Here is a 20,629-nt window from a genome sequence, read left to right on the forward strand (position 1 = left end):
ATTCTATATGTCATGACACAAAAAAAACGTAATGTAGAACCGGGGACTCCTAAGGTAGATAGTAAGTACTCCATTGTTATCGATCGGAAAGGTCCTTATTTTGTATATGGACAACCCCCTTTGAAACAGGAATTCATTATGCCGAACGAGGAGGGAAGTTCATGGGAATATGTTCCCGGAGAAAATTATTCGACGGCGGACGAGCCGACGGTTTTATGCCGTTGCGGGGCTTCCAAACATAAGCCTTATTGTGACGGAGCCCATGTAACGGCGGATTGGGACCCGGCTTTGACGGCCGATAACGTACCTTTATTGGAAAGGGCCGACGTTATAGAAGGACCGACCTTGGCTTTGACGGATAATGAAAGATATTGTGCTTTTGCCCGTTTTTGCGATGCTTACGGAAAGGTATGGAATTTGGTAGAGGAATCGGATGAGGGGGAGGCGCGGGAACTAACGATCCGCGAATCCAATTATTGTCCTGCCGGGAGATTGAAGACATGGGACAAGGAGAAGGGAGAATTTATCGAACATCATTTGAAACCGGCATTGAGCTTAATTGAAGATCCGGTAGAGGATTGCAGCGGTCCGTTATGGGTAAAGGGAGGTATTCCGATCAATGATGATAAAGGTGTTGAATACGAGTTACGTAACCGGGTCACTTTATGCCGTTGCGGAGTTTCTTCCAATAAGCCGTTTTGCGATGGTTCTCATGCCAGTATTCATTTTCAGGATAAGTTGCCTCAAGAACCGAAAAAATGAAAATATAACGAACTGATAGAGGGGAAGAACCGATCCATACCGGATCGGGCGGGAGTTGGACATCCGGAAGGTTGAAATAAAATATGTACCGGCCGGATGTCTTTTTTTTGCTATTCCTATAGTAATCAGGCATAATTTTTGTTATGTTTGCCTAAATTTAGACAACGATTAATATATGGAGGCATTCAATAGTTTTTTAATCTCTATGACGGTATTGGCGGTAATTGTTTTTATCGTTCTTTATTTTGTGAAAGCTGGATACGGAATTTTTTTCGACGGAAAGTGGGGAAGACCGATCGACAACAGGATAGGGTGGGTTTTGATGGAGTCGCCCGTTTTTGTGGCCATGTTTCTTTTCTGGTATTTTTCCGGTCGTCGTTTCGAGATTGTTCCTTTGTTGTTTTTTCTTTATTTCGAGCTTCATTATTTCCAGCGTTCTTTTATCTTTCCTCTTTTATTGAAAGGGAGGAGTAAGATGCCGATGGGGATCATGGTCATGGGAATCGTGTTTAATCTGTTGAATGCTTGCATGCAGGGAGGATGGATTTTTTATCTGTCTCCTGAAGATATGTATACGGTTGACTGGTTGACCACACCCCAGTTTATCATCGGAAGCGTGTTGTTTTTCGTTGGGATGGGAATTAATATTCATTCGGATCATATTATCCGTACTCTGCGGAAGCCGGGAGACAAGGGACACTATTTGCCTCGAGGAGGGATGTTCCGTTATGTTACTTCCGCTAATTATTTCGGGGAGATCGTGGAGTGGAGCGGTTTTGCCATTTTGACTTGGTCCTGGGCCGGATTGGTATTCGTCGTGTGGACCTTGGCCAATTTGGTTCCGCGTGCCCATTCCATATACCAGCGTTATCAGCATATGTTTGGCGAAGAAATGAAAAAATCTCATTTGAAACGGGTTTTCCCGTTTATATATTGACAGAGCAATAAAAAAAATAGTACCATGTCATCTAATTTGTTTACACCGGGAGCTATAGGTCCTTTGACGTTACGAAATAGAACCATTCGTGCGGCGGCATTCGAGGGAATGTGTCCGGGAAATGCTCCTTCTCAGATGTTGCGCGATTATCATTGTTCCGTGGCTAAGGGAGGTATCGGAATGACCACGATCGCTTATGCGGCTATCGTGCGAAGTGGCTTGTCTTTCCCCCATCAATTATGGTTAAGGCCGGAAATTGTCCCGGATTTACGCCGGCTGACGGATGATATACATAAAGAGGGGGCTGCGGCTTCCATTCAAATCGGGCATTGCGGCAATATGTCCAAGCCGGCGATGGCCGGGTGTACGCCGATATCTGCCTCTACCGGATTCAATATCTATTCGCCGACTTTTGTCCGGGGAATGAAAAAAGAGGAGATATACGAGATGGCCAAGGCTTTCGGACGTGCCGTGCATATGGCCCGGGAGGCCGGTTTCGATGCGGTGGAAGTTCACGCGGGACACGGGTATTTGCTCAGTCAATTCTTGTCTCCTTATACCAATCATCGTAAAGACGAGTTCGGTGGTTCGTTGGAAAACCGGATGCGGTTTACGCGAATGGCAATCGGAGAGGTCATGAAGGCGGCCGGTGATGATATGGCGGTATTGGTGAAGATGAACATGAGGGACGGGTTTAAGGGAGGAATGGAGATTGACGAATGTATAGAAGTGGCTAAAACTTTGGAACGGGAAGGCGTGCATGCCTTAATTCTGAGCGGGGGATTCGTGAGCTGCGCTCCTATGTATGTTATGCGGGGGGCTATGCCGATAAAAACATTGACTCATTACATGCAACAGTTTTGGCTGCCGATAGGGGTTGCCATGGCCGGTCGGTTTATGATTCCGACGGTTCCCTTCCGGGAAGCTTACTTTTTTGATGATGCGGTAAAATTCAGAAAAGAGGTTAAGTTGCCTTTGGTGTATGTCGGCGGATTGGTATCTAAGGAGAAGATCGATATGGTACTGGATGCCGGCTTTGAGTTCGTATCCATGGCGAGAGCTCTGCTGAATGAGCCTGATTTTGTAAACCGGATGGCGAAAGAGGAACATGCTCGGAATGCCTGCGAACACGTGAATTACTGTATCGCCCGGATGTATTCGCAGGAAATGGCGTGCCACCAGCATATGAAAGATTTACCTCGAAAGTTAGAACGGGAGATTGAAAAGATAAAAAGAAAGGGATAATCCTTTTAGATATTAAGAGAGAATCGTTAGAATGTAAAACAGATGGATAGAAATAAGCTAAAGGGGAAATTTGCATTAGTGACGGGGGCGAGTTCCGGAATCGGAAAAGAGTATGCCCGGGAGTTGGGAGCTATGGGGTACGGATTGGTGCTCGTGAGCAATGAGGAAGAACGTATTCGGGAGGTCGGAGCGGAATTGGCGGCGGAGTATGGAGTGGAAACTCATCCTTTGTACATGGATTTGGCCGTAACGAATGCGGCGGAGCACCTTTATACGTATTGTAAGGATAGAAATCTGGAGATAGAGGTTTTAGTGAATAACGCGGGCATATTTAAAATGAGCAAGGTGGTGAATCTTCCTGTTGCCGTTACGGAGAAAATGTTGTTATTGCATATGGTTACGCCTGCTATGTTGTGTCGGTATTTCGGCGAAGACATGAAGGGTCGGGGTCGGGGGTATATTTTGAATATGTCTTCCATGTCGGCTTGGCTCTCTTATCCGGGAATTTCCCTGTATGCCTCTACCAAATGCTTCTTAAAGTGTTTCTCCAGGGCTTTTCGTCTGGAAATGTTGGATTATGGCATTTACGTGACGGTATTATGTCCCGGGGCGATAGCGACGGATCTTTATCATTTGAGTAAGCGTTTGCAGAAATTGGCTTTACGTTTGGGAGTTATGATGACTCCGCAAAAATTGGCTCGCCGGGCGATTCGGGGGATGTTTCGCAAGCGAGCCTGGATGATGCCCGGGTTGGTGAATTATTTTTTTATGTTTTTCTTGTTTTTCCTTCCATTGGGGATGGTCCGGTGGATCATGAGAAAAACGAAGATGATATAAGAAGTTTATTTTGAAAGTTAATATTGCAACTATATATAACGAGATCGTATGGACAGATGGATTATTGTAACCGGGGCTAATGGCGGAATGGGCCGGGCCATTACCGAATCGTTGGCAAAGGCCGGGCATCCGGTAGTTATGGCCTGCCGGAATACGGAACGGTCCATGGATATCAGAAATCGTATCGTGAATGAAAGCGGTAACCGAAAAGTAGAATTGTTGCGTTTGGATTTATCTTCTTTTGACTCTATCCATCGTTTTGTGGAACAGTTGGATGATCGGGAAGTGGGGGGATTGGTGAATAATGCGGGTATCATGTGTAAGGAATTTTCCGTCACCCCCGACGGGTTAGAGACGACCGTGGGAGTGAATTACGTGGGCCCTTGGTTATTGACCCGGTTACTGCTGCCTTATATGGGGATAAATAAAATCTCCAGGATCATTAACGTTTCTTCATGTACTTTCCGGATAGGAAAAATCGATGAATATTTTTTTGAGCCTGTACGGGAGAATTTTCGTCGTTTTAAGGCTTATTCCGCCTCGAAGCGGGCTATTTTACTGTATACTTCGGAGTTGGCCGATCGTTTAAAAGAGAAGTCCGTTGTTGTCAACGCCGTGGATCCGGGAGTGGTAAACACGGGAATGATCACGATGCATCAATGGTTCGACCCGCTGGCCGATCGTTTCTTTCGCCCTTTTATTCAATCTCCGGAAAAGGGTGCTGATACTACTATCTGGTTGACTACTTCAAAAGAGGCAGAGAATTACACGGGATGTTTCTTTAGGAAAAGAAAAGAGAGAAAACTTCCGGATGATATGTTGGACCGGGAGAACCGCGTACGTTTATGGAAAGCTACGGAGGATTTTTTAGAGAAAAAGAGAGGAATTCGTTTTCAGGATAAAGTGAGCCTTTCTTTTTAACCATTATTATGTATTATCTTGATAGGGAATAGAATGAATAAAAAAATGAAATTAGAAGAGAGATATAAAAATGTCATTGAGTGGTTTAAGGAAAATATGCCGGTAGCCGAGACCGAACTGCTTTATCATGACCCGTTTGAGTTGATCGTGGCGGTGATTTTATCGGCCCAATGTACGGATAAGCGGGTGAACATGGTGACGCCGGGGCTTTTGGCCCGTTTCCCGAATGCCGAAGCTATGGCAGTGGCGGAGGTATCGGAAATATTCGAATTAATTAAATCCATCTCTTTCCCTAATAATAAATCGAAACATCTTTCCGCGATGGCCAAAAAACTGGTTACCGATTTCGGTGGGGAAGTTCCCGATGACATGGAAAAATTGCAGACTTTACCGGGTGTGGGCAGGAAGACGGCCAATGTCGTGGAGGCTGTGGCTTTCGGAAAAGCGGCTATGCCCGTGGATACCCATGTATTTCGGGTATCCGACAGGATCGGATTGACTACTGACGCGAAAACCCCGTTGGAAACGGAGAAACAATTAGTGCAGCACATCCCGACCGAAATTCTTTCAACGGCACATCATTGGTTGATATTGCACGGAAGATATGTATGTACGGCCCGTAAACCGAAATGTGAACATTGCGGTATCGCTCCCTATTGCCGTTATTACGGGAATAAATAATTTTTTTGAACTGACGCAACCTTTTCCGTTTTTCTGCATCTAAGAAATAACTAAGTAATAAAAACGGGAATTTTTAATTGGATTTGAAAGGTTCATAAATTGATCAAGTCAAAATTAGGGTTAGTAGTAGTGGTAAAGCTGTCTTTTTAGACAGCTTTTCTTTTTTATGCTGCGGAGAAGAGGTATATTTGCCGAAAATTTAAAAGACTTCATATGGCGTGTTGTAATAGCAGAAGAAAACCGGAATGGTTGAAAATAAAGTTGCCGAAAGGACAAAATTCAACAGAAGTATTAAATATTGTTCGGGGACATCATTTGCATACGATATGTACGAGCGGAATGTGTCCGAATCAGGGGGAATGTTGGGGAAACGGAACGGCCACGTTTATGATCGGGGGAGATGTTTGTACCCGTTCCTGTAAATTTTGTAATGTAAAGACCGGACGTCCGGCACCTTTGGATCCTCAGGAACCGGACAATATCGCACGGTCCATACAGTTGCTGAAGTTAAGGCATGCCGTAATTACTTCGGTAGACCGGGACGATGTGGATGATTTGGGTGCTTCTCACTGGGTGAAGGTTATACAGAAGGTGAAAGAGGTAAATCCGGAGGTTACCATGGAGGTGTTGATACCTGATTTCCAAGGACGGAAAGAGTTGATCCAGCAGGTTATCGATGCTCGTCCGGATGTGATTTCCCATAATTTAGAGACCGTAAAACGTTTGTCCGACAGGGTCAGAAGCAGGGCTACCTATCCGGTTTCTTTGGAGGTGATCAAACAGGTTGCGGATTCCGGGATCGTATCGAAATCCGGTATTATGTTGGGGTTAGGAGAGACGAAAGACGAGATTTTAGAGACGATGGATGATTTACGCGGCGTGGGCTGTAAGGTCATGACGATTGGCCAGTATTTGCAACCTACGGCTAAAAATTTGGAAGTGAAGGAATACGTTACGCCGGAGGTGTTCGAAGAGTATCATCGGATTGGTCTGGAGAAAGGGTTTACACACGTGGAGAGCGGTCCGTTGGTAAGGTCCAGTTACCATGCCGAGAAACATGTCAGATAAGATGAAGAAGACCGTATTTTTAGATATGGGATTGGCGGATTATCGTTCCGTCTGGCAAAAGCAGGAGGAATTGATGGATGGGATCAAAGCCCGTAAACTGAAAGGTGAAACTACATCCAATTATCTTTTGTTCGTGGAGCATCCTCATGTTTATACTTTGGGAAAGAGCGGGGATTCGGCCCATATGTTGATTGACTCCATTCAGCTGCGGGCAAAGCAGGCTGAATTCGTGAAAGTAGACCGGGGAGGGGATATTACCTACCACGGCCCGGGCCAATTGGTGGCATACCCGATTTTGGATATGGTTAATTTCGGATTGGGTGTGAAGGATTACGTGGACCGTTTGGAAGAGGTCGTTATTCAGAGTATAGGTGAATACGGGATTCGAGGAGAACGATTAGCGGGGGCGACCGGCGTATGGTTGGACGCTATGGGACCGAAGGCTCGTAAAATTTGTGCTATTGGAATCAAATGTTCCCGTTTTGTGACCATGCATGGTTTTGCTTTGAACGTGAATACCGATATGAATTATTTCAATTACATCCATCCTTGCGGGTTCGTGGATAAGGGTGTTACTTCGATGACTCGGGAGTTGGGACATAAATTGGTGATGGGAGAGGTGAAGGATGTCGTAAAACGGAAGTTTGAGGAGTTATTCGGGATGGAATGGGAATAATTTCTTCCCGTACGATGCAAACCGATCTATCTTGATTTAGTTTTCCGTGATTTTCTATAAAAAGCGAGATCTGTTTCCTTGTAATTAATTGTTTTGTAATGTATTATCGATCATAAATTTATTTTGGTTTCGGAGTACAGCGAATCATTAATCTCCGTATGTTTGCGTAGTTTTAATGATAAAAAAACAATTTGAACAGAGGAAGATTCTGAAAGGAATCTTGCGATTATGAAAACAGATGCAGGTGATTTTCCTTCGTCGATGTGTTCCGGGAGGGAAACTTTATTATTACCGAAAGAAGCACGTCCCGTGCGCCTTGAAGGAGACGGATTTGTGTTGAGAGAGTGGCGTTTCTCCGATTGTAATTCCTTGGCAGAAAATGCAAATAATGTGAAAGTATGGAATAATGTGATGGATCATTTTCCGCATCCTTACACGAAACAGGATGCTTTCGATTACATCAGCATGGTCCATTTGTTGCCGGGACCTCCCATGCGCTTTGCCATTGAGATCGAAGGCAGAGCGGTCGGTAGTATAGGTTTCGGTTCCGAAGGCGATATTGAAAGGATAACGGCCGAGATCGGATATTGGCTGGGAGAAGCTTATTGGGGGAAAGGAATCATGCCTAAGGTTATAAAAGCGGTTACGGAATATGCTTTTGAGACATTCCCTTTTCAGAAGTTGTATGCCCTGGTATTCGATTTCAATCGGTCTTCCATGCATGTTCTGGAAAAGGTGGGATATACCTTGGAAGCCGTGTTGCATAAAGCGGCTGTGAAAAACGGTAGGGTAATCGATTTCTATTATTACAGTATACTGCGTTCCTGATTTTTAGAAGGCGATGAAACGGTATGAACGTTTATGGTAGCGTATGAAACTACGATAAGTATCGTCATGTACCTCGGATCGGTACTCGTATTGTTTATAGGCGTAGGTCTGTTTTCTCCGGTTCCGTATGAATTTCTTTGTGGATTATTTGAATAGAACGGAATAAAGGTTTATTTTTATAATCTAATTGATATTGGGTATGGATATGGAACATAAAGTGGAAGTTGAGGTTTGTGCTTATTCATTGGAATCCTGTTTGAATGCGCAAATGGCGGGGGCGGATCGGGTGGAATTGTGTACGGCTATGTATGACGGGGGATTGACTCCGCCGGCTGCTGCCATCCGAATGGCGAGAGAGTTATTGTCCATCGAATTGTACGTAATGATCCGGCCGCGGGGAGGAGATTTTTTCTATTCCGATTTAGAATTTCAACAGATGAAAGAGGAGATTCTTTATGCCAAATCTTGCCGTGCGGATGGGGTCGTTTTGGGTATTTTGTCGGCAGACGGCCGGGTGGATACGGAACGAACGAGGGGGTTAGTGGAGTATGCCGCTCCTTTGAAGGTAACTTTCCATCGGGCGATAGATATGGTCAGAGATATGGAAGAGGCGTTGGAAGAGGTGATCCGAGCCGGTTGTTACCGGGTATTGACATCGGGAGGGGAGAGTGACGCGGAGAGAGGAAAAGAGGGTATCCGGCGTTTAGTCGATTTGGCAAAGGGAAGGATAAAAATTATGGCCGGATCCGGCGTCAACGCTACGAATGCCCCGCGTATAGCAAAAACCGGGGTGGATGCGTTGCACATGAGCGGCAAAAATCATAGAGATAGTAAGATGATTTATCGTAACCCGAGGGTATCAATGGGAGGGGTTTCCGGTATTTCCGAGTACGAAGAATATTATAGCGATATTGAAAAAATAGAGGCTGTAGTCAAATTGATAAATTAATAAATTATGGAACGTACATTTGTAGAGAAAATATTGAATGCACCTGTCGGGAGTATTGTTGTTCGGGAACCGGATTATGTTTTAAGCCATGATAACTCGGCCCGGATCCGTAGGATATTCGAACGAATGGGAGGGGAAGACGTGTATTGTCCGAATCAATTGGTTATTGTGCTGGATGGAAAAGTATCCGGATTGACGAATGAAATGATCAACGAATATAATTCTATTCGCAATTTTGTGGAAGAACAACATATAGAACGTTTCTACGATTGCGACCGGGGCATTTGCCACCAGGTGCTGGCAGATATTGTAAAGCCGGGGATGTTAATCACGGGAAGCGACAGTCATATGGCTACAGCCGGGGCTTTTAACTGTTTTGCCATGGGTGTGAATAAGACGGAGACCGCGGCTTTGTGGAAAACGGGGAAGATATGGTTCAGGGTTCCCGAGACCATAAAGATTGTTTTAAAAAACAGCTTGTCCGATGGTGTTGTGGCGAAGGATTTGGCTTTGTGGATTATGGGAATACTGAGTGAAATAGAGGTAAACGGACAGATCGTCGAGTACCATGGAGACGGTGTGGGAAGTTTGTCTATTGCCGATCGGATGACGATAGCCAATGTATCCACGGAAATGGGTATCGAGTGTTCTGTTTTTCCGCCTGACGACGTATTGGCTGATTATTTTGGAGAACCTGCTGTCCGCGGAATATGGGCGGATAAGGGGGCAAATTATGTCAGGTATATCGAAATCGATTTGGCAAAAGTGTTCCCGTTGGTGTTGGATACGGTAAAGGGAGAGATCAGGGGAGTGAACGAAATCGAGGGTATTAAAATACAACAAGGACTGATAGGAGGATGCGCTGCCGGTCGTTTGGAAGATTTGAGGTTGGCGGCGATGATATTGGACGGAAAACATGTGGCTGATCATTTTCAGCTTTTTATTGTTCCGGCTTCCCGGGCTATTTATTTACAGGCCATCGAAGAGGGCGTTATCGATATATTGTCCCGTGCCGGAGCTGTTATTCTGGGTGCCAGTTGTGGTCCTTGTTTAAGTGTAGGGCATATGGCTTCTGCCGACAACAGTCGTTTAATTTCGACGACCAATAGTTATTTTATCGGGAATACGGCAACATCGGGTGTAAAGAAATACGTGGCTTCTCCGGTAACGGTGGCCATGACCGCCATGCGGGGAGAATTGTCGACCGTAATTCATTTTCAGGGTGCCGAATTTAAATGCAGGCCCAAGCCCGAAGAACAAAGGTGTATAGAAGGGTATGACTATCGCAGGAGAGCGGCCGTTTGGAACTATTCCGATATAGATAATATCTCTTGTCGACAGATATTTTCCGAGAAATTGACTTATAAGATAACGCATGAGCAGACGGATTTGATTAAACCGGCTCTTTTTGCCGGGTTGGATATGAATTTTTCCGTGGAGGTAAAACCGGGAGATCTGATTGTTGCCGGGGAAAATTTCGGATGCGGCGGATTGATCAAACATGCCGTGACGGGATTGATGGCAGTAGGAATACGCTTAATCATAGTGAAGTCGGTTAACCGTAATTTTTATCGTATGGCAATGAATCACGGGCTGTACATTATCATAAATCGGGAGGTGGCGAAAGACTATACGTCCGGCGATCAATTGACTTTGGATATGGAAGCCGGGAAAGTATACCTGAATAACCGGGAATATATTTTACCGGAAGTAGACCCGCTTTTTTTCGGATTTCTTGGAAAAAAAATTAGTTGATAAGTATACAATAGTTTTATTATGATATTTCGATTATGTATTCTGTGTTTATGTTTGAGTTGGTGTGGGGAGATAAAAGCACAACAAGTTCGACAAAAAAGCGGCTTAAGAGTCGGTTTGGTACAAGCTTCTCTGGCTTGGGGAGATGTTGAAGAGAATTTAAAAGCATTTAGCAGGAGGATATCGCAAAGCAAGAAAGGGGATGTGATTATCTTACCCGAATTATTTGCTTCCGGATGTCTGATGAAGAAGAGGGATAAACAGGAGTCTTTAAGTGAAAAAGTACGGATCGCTTCTTATTTTACTCGCGTTACGGATTCTCTGAAACAATGGTCTGCCCGTACGGGAGCCTTACTTATGGGATCGACGGTGTACGATGAAAATGGGAAATTTTATAATCGATTGATCGTGGCTTTTCCGGACGGTATCTGTCGTTTTTACGACAAACATAATTGTTTTAGAATGGGCGGTTATACTCCGGGAGAGAAGCAGTTGTTTTTTGAATACAAAGGGTATAAAATAGCCACTTATATATGTTATGATTTGCGTTTTCCGGAATGGAGTAAAAATACGGAAGGTTACGATATGGCTGTTTATGTAGCCAATTGGCCGGAGTCTCGTCAAAAAGATTGGGAGACCTTGTTGCGGGAACGGGCCGTAGAAAACAAAGCGTATATCGCGGGTGTAAATTGTTGCGGTACTGATCCAAACGGATTGAAATATGCCGGTGGATCACGGGTATTGAATCCCGATGGGAAGGTGTTGGGAGAGTGCCGTGATTTTACCGACGAAATTGTTTGGGTCGATATTGATAATTAGAATTTTGTGGTTCAATGATTTATTGATTCTGTGATTTAATTTGAATCTTCTGATTGTAAATCGAATGCCTTATTTTAATCTACATCGTCAATCTTTTTAATCACCCAATCTCCCAATCACCTAATCTCCCAATCACCTAATCATTATATCCCTCAATCTCCCGATCATTCTATCTTTCTGTTATTAAAAAAGGGGAAGATTATAGATTAAGCCTAAAGAAAGTTGTGTGGTTGAATAATCCTTTGTACCGAATTGTTTTGCTCTATTCGTGTATTTGTAAGAACGTCCGATGTAAGCCAAATAGAAACGGAGGTTTTCTTTCGCGGGATAGAACTCGACTCCTCCGAAATAACCGTATGAAGTCTGGTATTTCCCTTTTTCCCGGTTCCGGTTTTGTTTGTACACAGAGGCTGTTTCGTACATTCCTTTTACAAACAGATTCCAACGCGGCCGGAAACGGTAGTTGAGTTTAGTCACGTAGGATTGATACCTGGTATACTCTGCGCAACTGGGATTTGTTTCCGTACGGGTGATATCGGAAATGATTTCCCGGCTGTCCAACTCTTCGTCCGAAAGTGTAAAATCTATATAGATATTCAATTTACCGAGGTTCAGTTGATTTCCTAAGACGTAGTAGAGACTACGAGTGTTGCGGGCTTGATTCAGTAGAGAAAAGGACCAGCGGGTAGCCCATTTGTTATCGAAAAAGCAGCCGTTCCAGTTTAGGGTATAGGCTAACGGAAACTTACTTTTCTCGATTCCTTCCGGTAACACCCCGTAGAGTTCTTCTAAAGAGCTGCAACGACTATTGACGATTTGAACCTGAATTTGTTGATTCGCGTTAAATTGATATATTCCGGTTACCCCGGTCATAAAGTCGAAATACATATAATCGATCATATCGCTATACTGGTAAATTTCGTGGGGATCGAGGTCGTATTCGAATCCGCCGTATGCGGCAGCCTGTTTACCTATTTTAAAAGAGAAGCGGTCCGAAAATTTGAGATCGATCATGGCGTAATCGATGGAGAGGGGAAGGTTATCCAGTTCGGCCGGGGTATTTTCCCGATTCAGGCGTTGACGCCATCGATAGGAGAGCCAGGGGGTGATTTTTCCGCGGGCATCGATACGGAACTCTTTCATTTTGAATGCGGCTTGCTCGAGCCGATCGCCTTTGAAGTTAGCGTTGAATCCTACCTGCATGAGTATGGAGAGATTGAAATAATCGGTCTTCTTTTCCATGCCGCTGACCACTTCAAATAAAGATTTTCCGGACAGAGAGTCTTGTTCCGATAGATGCGATAGAAGGGTTTGTGAATGACTTCGGGAAAAAAATAACGACAGCAAAATAATAAACAAGGCGATTTTCATGAATAATTCTGTTTAACGTGTTTTTGGTAAAGTTCAATTAAAGGCCGCAAAAATAATACTATATTCCTCTTTTGCAAAATAAATCGACCTTCCTGTAAGGAGAGTGGGCTATTCGAATAAAACAGGGGAGTCGGCCGTCGAAGGTTTGTAATCTCATAAAATTTGAAGATCCTTATTGATTGCAAAAATATCAAGAAATAAAAAATCCCGACTAATCCATGTCATGATTATTCGGAATTTAAACTTACAATGGTAGAAACGACGACCGACCCTAAAAGGGTTAATTTATAATCTCGTACATCTCTATTTAAATCGTTAAATCCGCTTTATACAGCGTTAGACCCTCCTCGTTATACTCGCAGAAGTATACCGAACTACAATCATTGGATATCGTATAATAGCCTTTTTTCCTATTGGGCAACTCGAACTTTTTGATCGGGTTTAAATTCCAGTCGAACACGAATATCGCTTTTTTCCGTAGTCCTGATTCTTTGTCTTTTTCACTCAAATAACCGTCAACCCCGCATAAAATGTATTTGTCGGTAACTTTCATTGCACCGATACTCAGATTCCTGTCGTTTATGGTAGTAAACGACGCTTCCTTCCCGTCCTTGCGTTGTATCTTCGTGTATCTTTTTTCGTTTACGACATTTCCATTGTTAATGTCGAACGTGTACATTATGAATTGATGATTCACGGAAAAAACAGCCGTATCATTATTTTTTACGGCAATAGAACCTTGGGCGTAAGCGTATTTTATCAGATCGTTTGCGGCTAATTGCTCTCCTTTTGCTTTCTCGATATCAAAACTATCATAGATTATGGTTTCGTAAGCGTTTGCTTTGTTATTGTCAAATACAACAACCGATTTTTTATTGATCTCGTTTCTTTTTCCTATATCGTAAAATAAGACCGGACGTATTGTCGCGAGGGCAGAACCATTGGGAAGTTTGGTCATTCGAGATGCCAAAATACTATCCGGAGAGGTGGTCACGGAAAATTCTCTCTCTCCCGCAGGCATATTACTTACGATATCTTTTATAGCAAAGGTTTTTATCGTGTTTCGATTTGCGTAAAGTAGAACAGAATCACCCACCATGTTAAACCACTCTAACTCGGCTAATTCATTGGCCGCATTTCCTCTCGAAGCAATTACGGCTAATTTCTCTCCCGTGTTTAAGTCATAACAGGAGCCGAAATCCTGTTTTCCTCTTTCGAAATGCCAAAGTACAGAATCATCGATCACGCAGCCCCCTCTTTCAAAAATGTCATATTTTTTAAAGGGCTTAAATTCTAATTTTTCGGTAACGGGAAAATCTTCATCTATATTCGAGATCGGGGTAATCGAATTCTTTGCACTATTGCAGCTAAGAAGAAATGTAACGATTAAAATTGATGAAAATTGATTTTTTATTGTCATAACTATGATATATTTAAAAATATAATAATAATTTTTTGCAAATATAAATATAATAATTAGTTTTGCAAACCAATACATCTAATGTTGATATTTAAATTGAAAAATCATGAAAAAGATTAGAAAAAATGCTTTAAAGTCATTCTTGTTTATCTGTTTAGGTTTGACTGTTACGACAATTGTATTTGCTGGCGCAAGGTTGACTGTTGGCCCTCCTGATCCTCCGGGGAAGCCCATTGCTGTTGAGGTATCGACTACCGGATGTCTATTAAGATATGAAGCACCCCGAAATGATGGAGGGTCACCGATTATGTGTTATATTATTGAAGGTCAGTATGATGGCTTTTTCTCCAGATGGGAAGATAAGGGTACGTCTTATACGACTGAACATACCGTTAGTGATATGATTGAAGGATATACGGCAATATTTCGTGTTATAGCTAGAAATAAATATGGAGCAAGTAAGCCGTCAAAGGAGTCCAATGAAGTGACATTTGAAGATCCACACCCGTCGAAGTAAAATATCAAGAAATAAAAAATCCCGAATAATCCATATTATGATTATTCGGGATTTAAACTTACGATTATGGAAACGACAGCCCTTAAAACCGCTATATTTTACGAGAGCAAGTTAGTAAAAAGAAGCTGGTTATTTTACCTCTTTATCCTCGGGCTATTGGGATACACGTCAGGCATTCTGATCCCGTGGGATATTCATCGTGTCGTGTGGTGGGATATCGCGTTCGCTTCTTCCATTCCTTTACGCGGGATTTACTTTTTAAACCTGTTTCAATCCGTGATCGTCACCTTTATAGCCTGTGATATTCATAGAAAGCGGAAAAAAGCGGAAACCCGGGAGGTCTTTTCCGTGCGACCTATCGGTAACGGCCGATCTTTCCTCGGGGAATCCTTAGGAATTTTTATCCCATTTTTAGTAATCGATGTTATTTTCATGATTATTTGCGTGTTTATCAACATGTTCATGCCAGACTCGCCTGTAAACCCCCTGGTAAATCTTTTTTATCTTCTCACGTACGTGTTACCCACGCTTATTTTTATCACCGGGCTCTCCTTGATCGTGAACAGGTTAGTCAAATACCCGTTTGTCAGTTGGCTTATCCTGTTAGCTTTTCTCTATTTCGCGTACACTTACCTGACGACACCTCTTCACGGGATACTTGATTTCCGGGGAAGTCTGTTGCCTGACTCTTTTTCCACTATCGTTGGATTCATGCATCTCGGGGATTATCTGCTTCAGCGGGGGGTTTTTTTACTATTGGGAACAAGTTTTCTCTATTTTGCCGTTTTGTTCACGAAGAGACTTCCCGGTGTTCCCGGCCGAAGACGCTATTTTATCGTTCCGGCCTCCCTGTTTTTAGTAATTGCTATAGGTCTCGGGTTTTTCTATATTGAAAAGTTTCGAACCCGTTTTAAAAATAGAATCGAATACCGTGCGGTCTTTCTTAAATACGATGAATACCCCAAGGCACGGGTACTCGAGCACGATATCACTTATCGACCTATGGGAGATAATTTCTCGGCAACAAGCCGGATGAAGATCCAAAACCGGAAAAAAGTAACAATGGATCGGCTTCTGCTCTTTTTAAACCCGGGATTAAAGATCGGCAGGATTGAATCCGGGGGACAAAACCTTTCCTTTCACAGGGATCGGCAGGTGATCGTTATCGAGCGTCCCCTGGCTCCCGGGGAAAATATCGAGATAGAGATGGAGTACGAGGGATGTATCGACGAGGATATTTACCAGGTAAACATTCCGGACGAGGATTTCTTTTCTCCCGTCATGTATAGTTCCCGCGGAGAAAATTACGGCAAGCGTTCGGCTTTTGTATCGGGTAAATACACTTTGCTTTTGCCGCCATTGATGTGGTACCCGATGGCGGTTGCCCCGGTCGGGTTGCAGGCGTCCAGTGAGACCGATTTCACGGATTACACCCTCCATGTCAAGAAACCGGGGGATATGACCGTTTTATCGCAAGGCAAACCGACGAGTGAGGGAGATAAGGTCACGTTCCATAATCTACAAAACCTGACGGGGTTAAGCCTTTGTATCGGGAAATACGAGAAAAGAGCGATCACCGTCGATTCTCTTACCGTCGAGTTTTACACTTACCCGGGAAATGATTTTTATCTGAAATTCCTCGATGAGTGGGAGGAGTTGGAAGAAGACAACCCGGAGCGGGAGAGAAATTTAACGAGGATATTTAATCGATGCAAAGCTATCATCGAGGAGGGTAAGCCCAATCCTTACCCCTTTCACTATTTCAAGCTGGTCGAGGTTCCAGTATCTTTTCTGAACAGTGTGCCGTTCAGCGATAACATTCAACCGGAAATAGCGTTTTTCGAGGAACGATTTTGCACGAAGACCCATAGAAAACCCGGTACTCTTTCCGGGAGGTCTCCCAAAGACATGAGTGTACAGGAATACATGCTGTACAACGATATGCCCTATTACTTGGATCGGGTAAACACGGGTTATATTTTCACGGACCACAATCGAAGTATAACCTCCGACCGGTATAGGGGGATGGACTTGATATTCAATCAAATGATACAGCCGGAAGAAGTCAGATTAAATATAACGCCGAAAATATTGAATCGTATCGTGGAAAAAGGATTGGAAGGGGTCATCACGGAAGGGTATAGCCCGGAGCAAAGCATCGCCATTTCATTAAAAGTTTCTCATTTATTGGGTTACCTCACGACGATTACCACCTGGGACTCCCTGACCCGGTTTACACGGGAATTTAGCGAGCGTGCCCGTTTCCGGGAAGCGGACTTCGACTCGTTTGTCGAGGAGTTCGAACGGCGTTTCGGGCAGAACATCAAGGAATACATGGACGAGTGGTACGCGAGTCGTCAACTTCCCCTGTTATCGATAAAAGATCTCTCCTGTAAAACGGCAAAAGAGATACAAGTCATCGATTTCAAGGTCGGCAATTTCAGTGAAACGGAAGGTATCGTTTCGGTCATTACACGCGGTTGGACGCAAAGCGGGGAAGAGACGATCGTAAATTGCCGGGGTTACCGGATCGAACCCGGGGGATGTAAACGAATCGTCGTTCATGAAAACTTGAGATATTCCCTGAAATTAACCACGAACTACTCGGGCAATTTACCGAAAAATATTTTATTGAATAGGGGGGAGTCACCCTTGTCGGGTCCTGTACCCAAAGAAGGGGTTATCCCGCTCGATAGGGATCAATTCTACCCCCCGAGGGAGATTGTCGTGGACAACGAGGACGAGAACTTCCAGTTGACCGATTCGGCAAACAACCGGAAACGATTGGCGGATCTGATCAAAAGCGAGGACAATCAAGAATACTTTTTCGCAGGTTGTAATATTAAGGCTAACGCCTGGGGGGGGGCCAGCCTTAGAAAATGGATTAAATAAGGCTTACGGCGAGTATATTCGGAGCGCTTTTACAAAAGCCGTCGGCACGGGACAATTCAAGGCCGAATGGACGGCAAGTCTTCCGGAAGCAGGCAAATACGAGATATTTATCCATCGGCCTCATGTAGAGACACAGAACATAGATCAATATACAACCGATTACCCGGGGATGAAAAACTACTATACCGTCTACACTTCAGGGGGAAAGGAAGAAATCGTCTTAGAAGTTCAAAAAGGCGATCCGGCATGGTTATCCCTGGGTACCTTTTCCTTACCGGCAGGTGCATCCCGTGTCGTGTTGGATGACCGGGGAGTTCCTCCTATCGAAAGTGATGGCGGGTTGAAGTATGCCCAATTAGTCGTGGCCGACGCCGTTAAATGGGTAAAGCTAAAGTAATAATGAAAATTTAATGTTATGAGATGAATCTTCGGATCATAATACGCTTTATCTTTGTTTTTTTCGAAATCGAGATTTTGAGAGAAAGGGATAGTGACAAAAAATCATACACTCGTTGTATGATTTTTTGATAGGATAAGAGAACCGTTCGAGCGTACCTTGTTGGCAATAAACAGGTTGTTTTTATGGCATAAGGGTTGATAATTCTCTTTGGACTAAAAATAATCCGTATGAATTTATCGAATTTAAAAATATTTTTTAGAAACCTGCAGAGAAATAAGCTCTATACTGCTATCACCGTTTCGGGTTTTGCCTTTTCCATGGCTTTTGTTATCTTGTTGAGCGTATATATTCATCAGGAACTGTCGGTAGATAATTTCCATAGTAAGAAGGATAGGATTTACAGGGCGATTGCCGATTACGGTTCTTATTTCGGCACTTTGGTGGGAGGGGAGTTGGCTTCAAAATATCCGGAAATCGAATCGTATACCCGAATCTTTCAGCAAAATGTAATTGTTACCGACGAACAGGGGCAGAAGTCGGACATAAATATTCTTATGGCGGATTCCTCTTTTTTTAATATTTTCTCTTTTCGTTTGTTGGAGGGAGATCCGGATGAAGTATTGTGTACGGCTCAAAGTATTGTTTTAACCCGCTCTTATGCAAGAAAGCTGTTCGGAAACGGATCGGCTCTCGGACAGGAGGTGGAACTCGATGAACAGCACCGGTTGAAGGTAACCGGGATCATGGAAGATTTGCCGAAAAATACTCATTTTAACGCTTGTGATGCCGTGGTTAACTTTGAGTATCTTGCTCGTATGTGGGGGAGTCCGGAACTATTGAAAAACAATGATAACAACTCTTTCGGACTCTATTTTTTGACTAAACCGGGTACCGATTTGATCTCGAAGATTCCCCGAATATTGACTGATTTTAAGGAGAGTTATTGGATTTATAAGTCGGGTAGGGCGAAAATTTTCGATTTGCAACCTTTACAGGATATTTATTTCAGCGAATATGACGGGGTCGCTACCCACGGAAACAGTAAAGTGTTGGTCAGTATATTGACGGCAATTGTGGTTATTATTTTTCTTTTGGCATTGATTAATTACAACAATCTGTCGATGGCCCGTGCCGGATTTCGGGCGAAGGAGGCTGCCGTGAAAAAAATGCTGGGGGCTGGTAACACCAATCTTTACAAACAGTTTATCGGAGAGTCCGTTTGGCTTTGCATGCTTGCTTTTATCATAGCTGCGATATTGGCTGTAAGTATGGAGCCTTTGTTCAATACCTTGTTGGAGACTGAAATATCTATCAAAGACCATTTCTCTCTTTTTAATCTTATCGGTATTCTGGGATTTGTCGTTTTGACGGGTATCGTTGCCGGCATTATGCCTGCCTGGATGGTTACCCGTTTTAATTCCGTGGAGGTGGTTAAAGGGATGTTTCACCGGAAGAGCAAGAGCGTGTACGGTAAGGTATTGATCTGTTTCCAATTTGTAGTGACGATCGTTTTAATTATCGGCACCTTGGTGATTCGGGGACAAACGGATTATATGCGAAATTATTATTTGGGTTTTGACAAAGAGAACGTTATTTGGTTGACGAACAGGATAAATTATGGCCAGGATGCCGGATTCAGAAGCGAATTATCTCAATTGCCGGAAGTAAAAAGCTGTACTTTCTCTTCGGGAGCTCCCGGTTTTTGGGGAGATAACAACACGTTTGAATCCGAAGGTAAGTGGATCGGTTTTACCGTTTATTGTACGGATACGGCCTTCTTTTCTGTTTTCAATATACCGGTGACTCCTACCGGGATAACGGGTCCGGGGGTTTATCTGAATCGTACGGCCGTAAAAAACCTGGAACTGGAAGGTGAACCTACTTCATACAAACGGAATGGGCGGCTTATTCCCATCTTGGGGATTATGGATGATTTTCATTTCGCCGGATTTAAAGAGGCGATGGGGCCGTTAGAGGTGTCGTTCGGTAATAGATTTGGCAGATCTTTGATTCTGGTGAGGGTTACCGGAAACCCGATAAAGGCATATGAACGGGTAAAGAGCGTGTACGCGAAATTCATCGAAGGACGTCCTTATGGTTCCGGTTTCTTGGACGATAGAATTAATTTGTGGTACAAAGAGGGCGAACGTACCGCTTCTTTGGTAGGTATTTTTTGTTTGTTAGCCGTTATGTTGAGCATGATGGGTATATTGGCTATGTCCACTTATTTTATTCAACAACGATTGCGGGAGATCGGCTTACGCCGGGTAAACGGAGCTTCGATCCGGGAAGTACTGAGGATGTTGATATCCGGTTTTCTCCGGTGGATTCTGTTTGCTTTCGTGATTGCTTGTCCGATCGGTTGGTGGGCGACGGACTACTGGTTATCCGGGTATGTATACCGAATCGGGATTAGTTGGTGGATATTTGTTGTCGCCGGTGTTTTTGCTTGTATCGTGGCCTTATTGATGGTGGGTTGGCAAAGTTACAAAGCGGCAACTCTTAATCCGGTGCATTCGCTGAAAAGCGAATAATCCGAATAGATGATTAA

General features: G+C 43.7%; 18 protein-coding genes. 16 read left to right on the top strand and 2 right to left on the bottom strand.

The features are described from left to right. Positions 1-12 precede the first annotated feature (12 nt). From DMB45_RS02120 to DMB45_RS02175, 12 genes are all read left to right on the top strand, one after another. On the top strand, positions 13-762 hold the full coding sequence (locus DMB45_RS02120) for a CDGSH iron-sulfur domain-containing protein (protein WP_041503710.1): 750 nt from the start codon (positions 13-15) through the stop codon (positions 760-762). Between the two features lie 205 nt (positions 763-967). Continuing rightward, the gene (locus tag DMB45_RS02125; RefSeq protein ID WP_041504052.1) at positions 968-1,699 is read left to right on the top strand and encodes a DUF1295 domain-containing protein; all 732 of its coding nucleotides are present in this window, start codon (positions 968-970) and stop codon (positions 1,697-1,699) included. 24 nt (positions 1,700-1,723) lie between these two features. Continuing rightward, the gene (locus tag DMB45_RS02130; protein ID WP_041503709.1) at positions 1,724-2,944 is read left to right on the top strand and encodes an NADH:flavin oxidoreductase; all 1,221 of its coding nucleotides are present in this window, start codon (positions 1,724-1,726) and stop codon (positions 2,942-2,944) included. Positions 2,945-2,986: 42 nt separating this feature from the next. Beyond that, a complete protein-coding gene (locus DMB45_RS02135; protein ID WP_041503708.1) occupies positions 2,987-3,781 on the top strand; it encodes an SDR family NAD(P)-dependent oxidoreductase in 795 nt (264 codons plus the stop codon). 48 nt (positions 3,782-3,829) lie between these two features. After that, positions 3,830-4,702, top strand: a complete 873-nt coding sequence (locus tag DMB45_RS02140; RefSeq protein WP_041503707.1) for an SDR family oxidoreductase — start codon at positions 3,830-3,832, stop codon at positions 4,700-4,702. A 45-nt stretch (positions 4,703-4,747) separates the two neighbouring features. Then, a complete protein-coding gene (nth, locus tag DMB45_RS02145) occupies positions 4,748-5,383 on the top strand; it encodes an endonuclease III (protein WP_041504051.1) in 636 nt (211 codons plus the stop codon). Positions 5,384-5,596: 213 nt separating this feature from the next. Then, positions 5,597-6,451: a lipoyl synthase gene (gene lipA, locus DMB45_RS02150; protein WP_041503706.1), complete on the top strand. Its 855-nt coding sequence runs from the start codon at positions 5,597-5,599 to the stop codon at positions 6,449-6,451. A gap of 1 nt (position 6,452) precedes the next feature. Then, positions 6,453-7,127, top strand: a complete 675-nt coding sequence (gene lipB / locus DMB45_RS02155; RefSeq protein WP_181416478.1) for a lipoyl(octanoyl) transferase LipB — start codon at positions 6,453-6,455, stop codon at positions 7,125-7,127. 228 nt (positions 7,128-7,355) lie between these two features. After that, complete coding sequence (locus DMB45_RS02160) at positions 7,356-7,955, top strand: GNAT family N-acetyltransferase (protein ID WP_235375075.1); 600 nt, start codon at positions 7,356-7,358, stop codon at positions 7,953-7,955. 199 nt (positions 7,956-8,154) lie between these two features. Continuing rightward, the gene (locus DMB45_RS02165) at positions 8,155-8,904 is read left to right on the top strand and encodes a copper homeostasis protein CutC (RefSeq protein WP_316929911.1); all 750 of its coding nucleotides are present in this window, start codon (positions 8,155-8,157) and stop codon (positions 8,902-8,904) included. 6 nt (positions 8,905-8,910) lie between these two features. Next, entirely contained in the window at positions 8,911-10,659 is a 1,749-nt protein-coding gene (locus tag DMB45_RS02170) for an aconitase family protein (protein WP_041503704.1), read from the top strand. Positions 10,660-10,680: 21 nt separating this feature from the next. Beyond that, complete coding sequence (locus DMB45_RS02175; protein WP_052634668.1) at positions 10,681-11,478, top strand: nitrilase-related carbon-nitrogen hydrolase; 798 nt, start codon at positions 10,681-10,683, stop codon at positions 11,476-11,478. A gap of 183 nt (positions 11,479-11,661) precedes the next feature. Here the strand turns inward: DMB45_RS02175 and DMB45_RS02180 are convergent, their stop codons facing one another. Continuing rightward, a complete protein-coding gene (locus DMB45_RS02180; RefSeq protein WP_041504913.1) occupies positions 11,662-12,849 on the bottom strand; it encodes a porin in 1,188 nt (395 codons plus the stop codon). Between the two features lie 307 nt (positions 12,850-13,156). Next, positions 13,157-14,269 carry a hypothetical protein gene (locus DMB45_RS02185; RefSeq protein WP_236684950.1) on the bottom strand — a complete coding sequence of 371 codons (1,113 nt, stop codon included), beginning with the start codon at positions 14,267-14,269 and terminating at the stop codon, positions 13,157-13,159. 106 nt (positions 14,270-14,375) lie between these two features. Here DMB45_RS02185 and DMB45_RS02190 point away from each other — a divergent pair, with 106 nt between their 5' ends. From DMB45_RS02190 to DMB45_RS02205, 4 genes are all read left to right on the top strand, one after another. Beyond that, positions 14,376-14,786, top strand: coding sequence for a fibronectin type III domain-containing protein (locus DMB45_RS02190; protein ID WP_041503695.1), 411 nt, complete (start codon positions 14,376-14,378; stop codon positions 14,784-14,786). A 66-nt stretch (positions 14,787-14,852) separates the two neighbouring features. After that, positions 14,853-17,678: an ABC transporter permease/M1 family aminopeptidase gene (locus DMB45_RS02195; RefSeq protein ID WP_110688389.1), complete on the top strand. Its 2,826-nt coding sequence runs from the start codon at positions 14,853-14,855 to the stop codon at positions 17,676-17,678. Positions 17,679-17,694: 16 nt separating this feature from the next. Then, positions 17,695-18,075: a golvesin C-terminal-like domain-containing protein gene (locus tag DMB45_RS15110; RefSeq protein WP_449415970.1), complete on the top strand. Its 381-nt coding sequence runs from the start codon at positions 17,695-17,697 to the stop codon at positions 18,073-18,075. Between the two features lie 230 nt (positions 18,076-18,305). Next, the gene (locus tag DMB45_RS02205) at positions 18,306-20,612 is read left to right on the top strand and encodes an ABC transporter permease (RefSeq protein ID WP_041503693.1); all 2,307 of its coding nucleotides are present in this window, start codon (positions 18,306-18,308) and stop codon (positions 20,610-20,612) included. Positions 20,613-20,629: the final 17 nt, after the last annotated feature.

It is taken from the genome of Sanguibacteroides justesenii, assembly GCF_003204205.1.
GTDB classification, from domain to species: Bacteria; Bacteroidota; Bacteroidia; order Bacteroidales; family Marinifilaceae; genus Gabonibacter; species Gabonibacter massiliensis.

Coding starts and splice junctions, on each gene's coding strand:
- DMB45_RS02135 (WP_041503708.1), top strand. CDS start 2,987: ATGGATAGAAATAAGCTAAAGGGGAAATTTGCATTAGTGACGGGGGCG.
- lipB (WP_181416478.1), top strand. CDS start 6,453: ATGAAGAAGACCGTATTTTTAGATATGGGATTGGCGGATTATCGTTCC.
- DMB45_RS02205 (WP_041503693.1), top strand. CDS start 18,306: ATGAATTTATCGAATTTAAAAATATTTTTTAGAAACCTGCAGAGAAAT.
- DMB45_RS02125 (WP_041504052.1), top strand. CDS start 968: ATGACGGTATTGGCGGTAATTGTTTTTATCGTTCTTTATTTTGTGAAA.
- DMB45_RS02140 (WP_041503707.1), top strand. CDS start 3,830: ATGGACAGATGGATTATTGTAACCGGGGCTAATGGCGGAATGGGCCGG.
- DMB45_RS02165 (WP_316929911.1), top strand. CDS start 8,155: ATGGATATGGAACATAAAGTGGAAGTTGAGGTTTGTGCTTATTCATTG.
- DMB45_RS02175 (WP_052634668.1), top strand. CDS start 10,681: ATGATATTTCGATTATGTATTCTGTGTTTATGTTTGAGTTGGTGTGGG.
- lipA (WP_041503706.1), top strand. CDS start 5,597: ATGGCGTGTTGTAATAGCAGAAGAAAACCGGAATGGTTGAAAATAAAG.
- DMB45_RS02190 (WP_041503695.1), top strand. CDS start 14,376: ATGAAAAAGATTAGAAAAAATGCTTTAAAGTCATTCTTGTTTATCTGT.
- DMB45_RS02130 (WP_041503709.1), top strand. CDS start 1,724: ATGTCATCTAATTTGTTTACACCGGGAGCTATAGGTCCTTTGACGTTA.
- DMB45_RS02195 (WP_110688389.1), top strand. CDS start 14,853: ATGGAAACGACAGCCCTTAAAACCGCTATATTTTACGAGAGCAAGTTA.
- DMB45_RS02170 (WP_041503704.1), top strand. CDS start 8,911: ATGGAACGTACATTTGTAGAGAAAATATTGAATGCACCTGTCGGGAGT.
- DMB45_RS02120 (WP_041503710.1), top strand. CDS start 13: ATGACACAAAAAAAACGTAATGTAGAACCGGGGACTCCTAAGGTAGAT.
- DMB45_RS02180 (WP_041504913.1), bottom strand. CDS start 12,849: ATGAAAATCGCCTTGTTTATTATTTTGCTGTCGTTATTTTTTTCCCGA.
- nth (WP_041504051.1), top strand. CDS start 4,748: ATGAAATTAGAAGAGAGATATAAAAATGTCATTGAGTGGTTTAAGGAA.
- DMB45_RS02185 (WP_236684950.1), bottom strand. CDS start 14,269: ATGACAATAAAAAATCAATTTTCATCAATTTTAATCGTTACATTTCTT.
- DMB45_RS02160 (WP_235375075.1), top strand. CDS start 7,356: ATGAAAACAGATGCAGGTGATTTTCCTTCGTCGATGTGTTCCGGGAGG.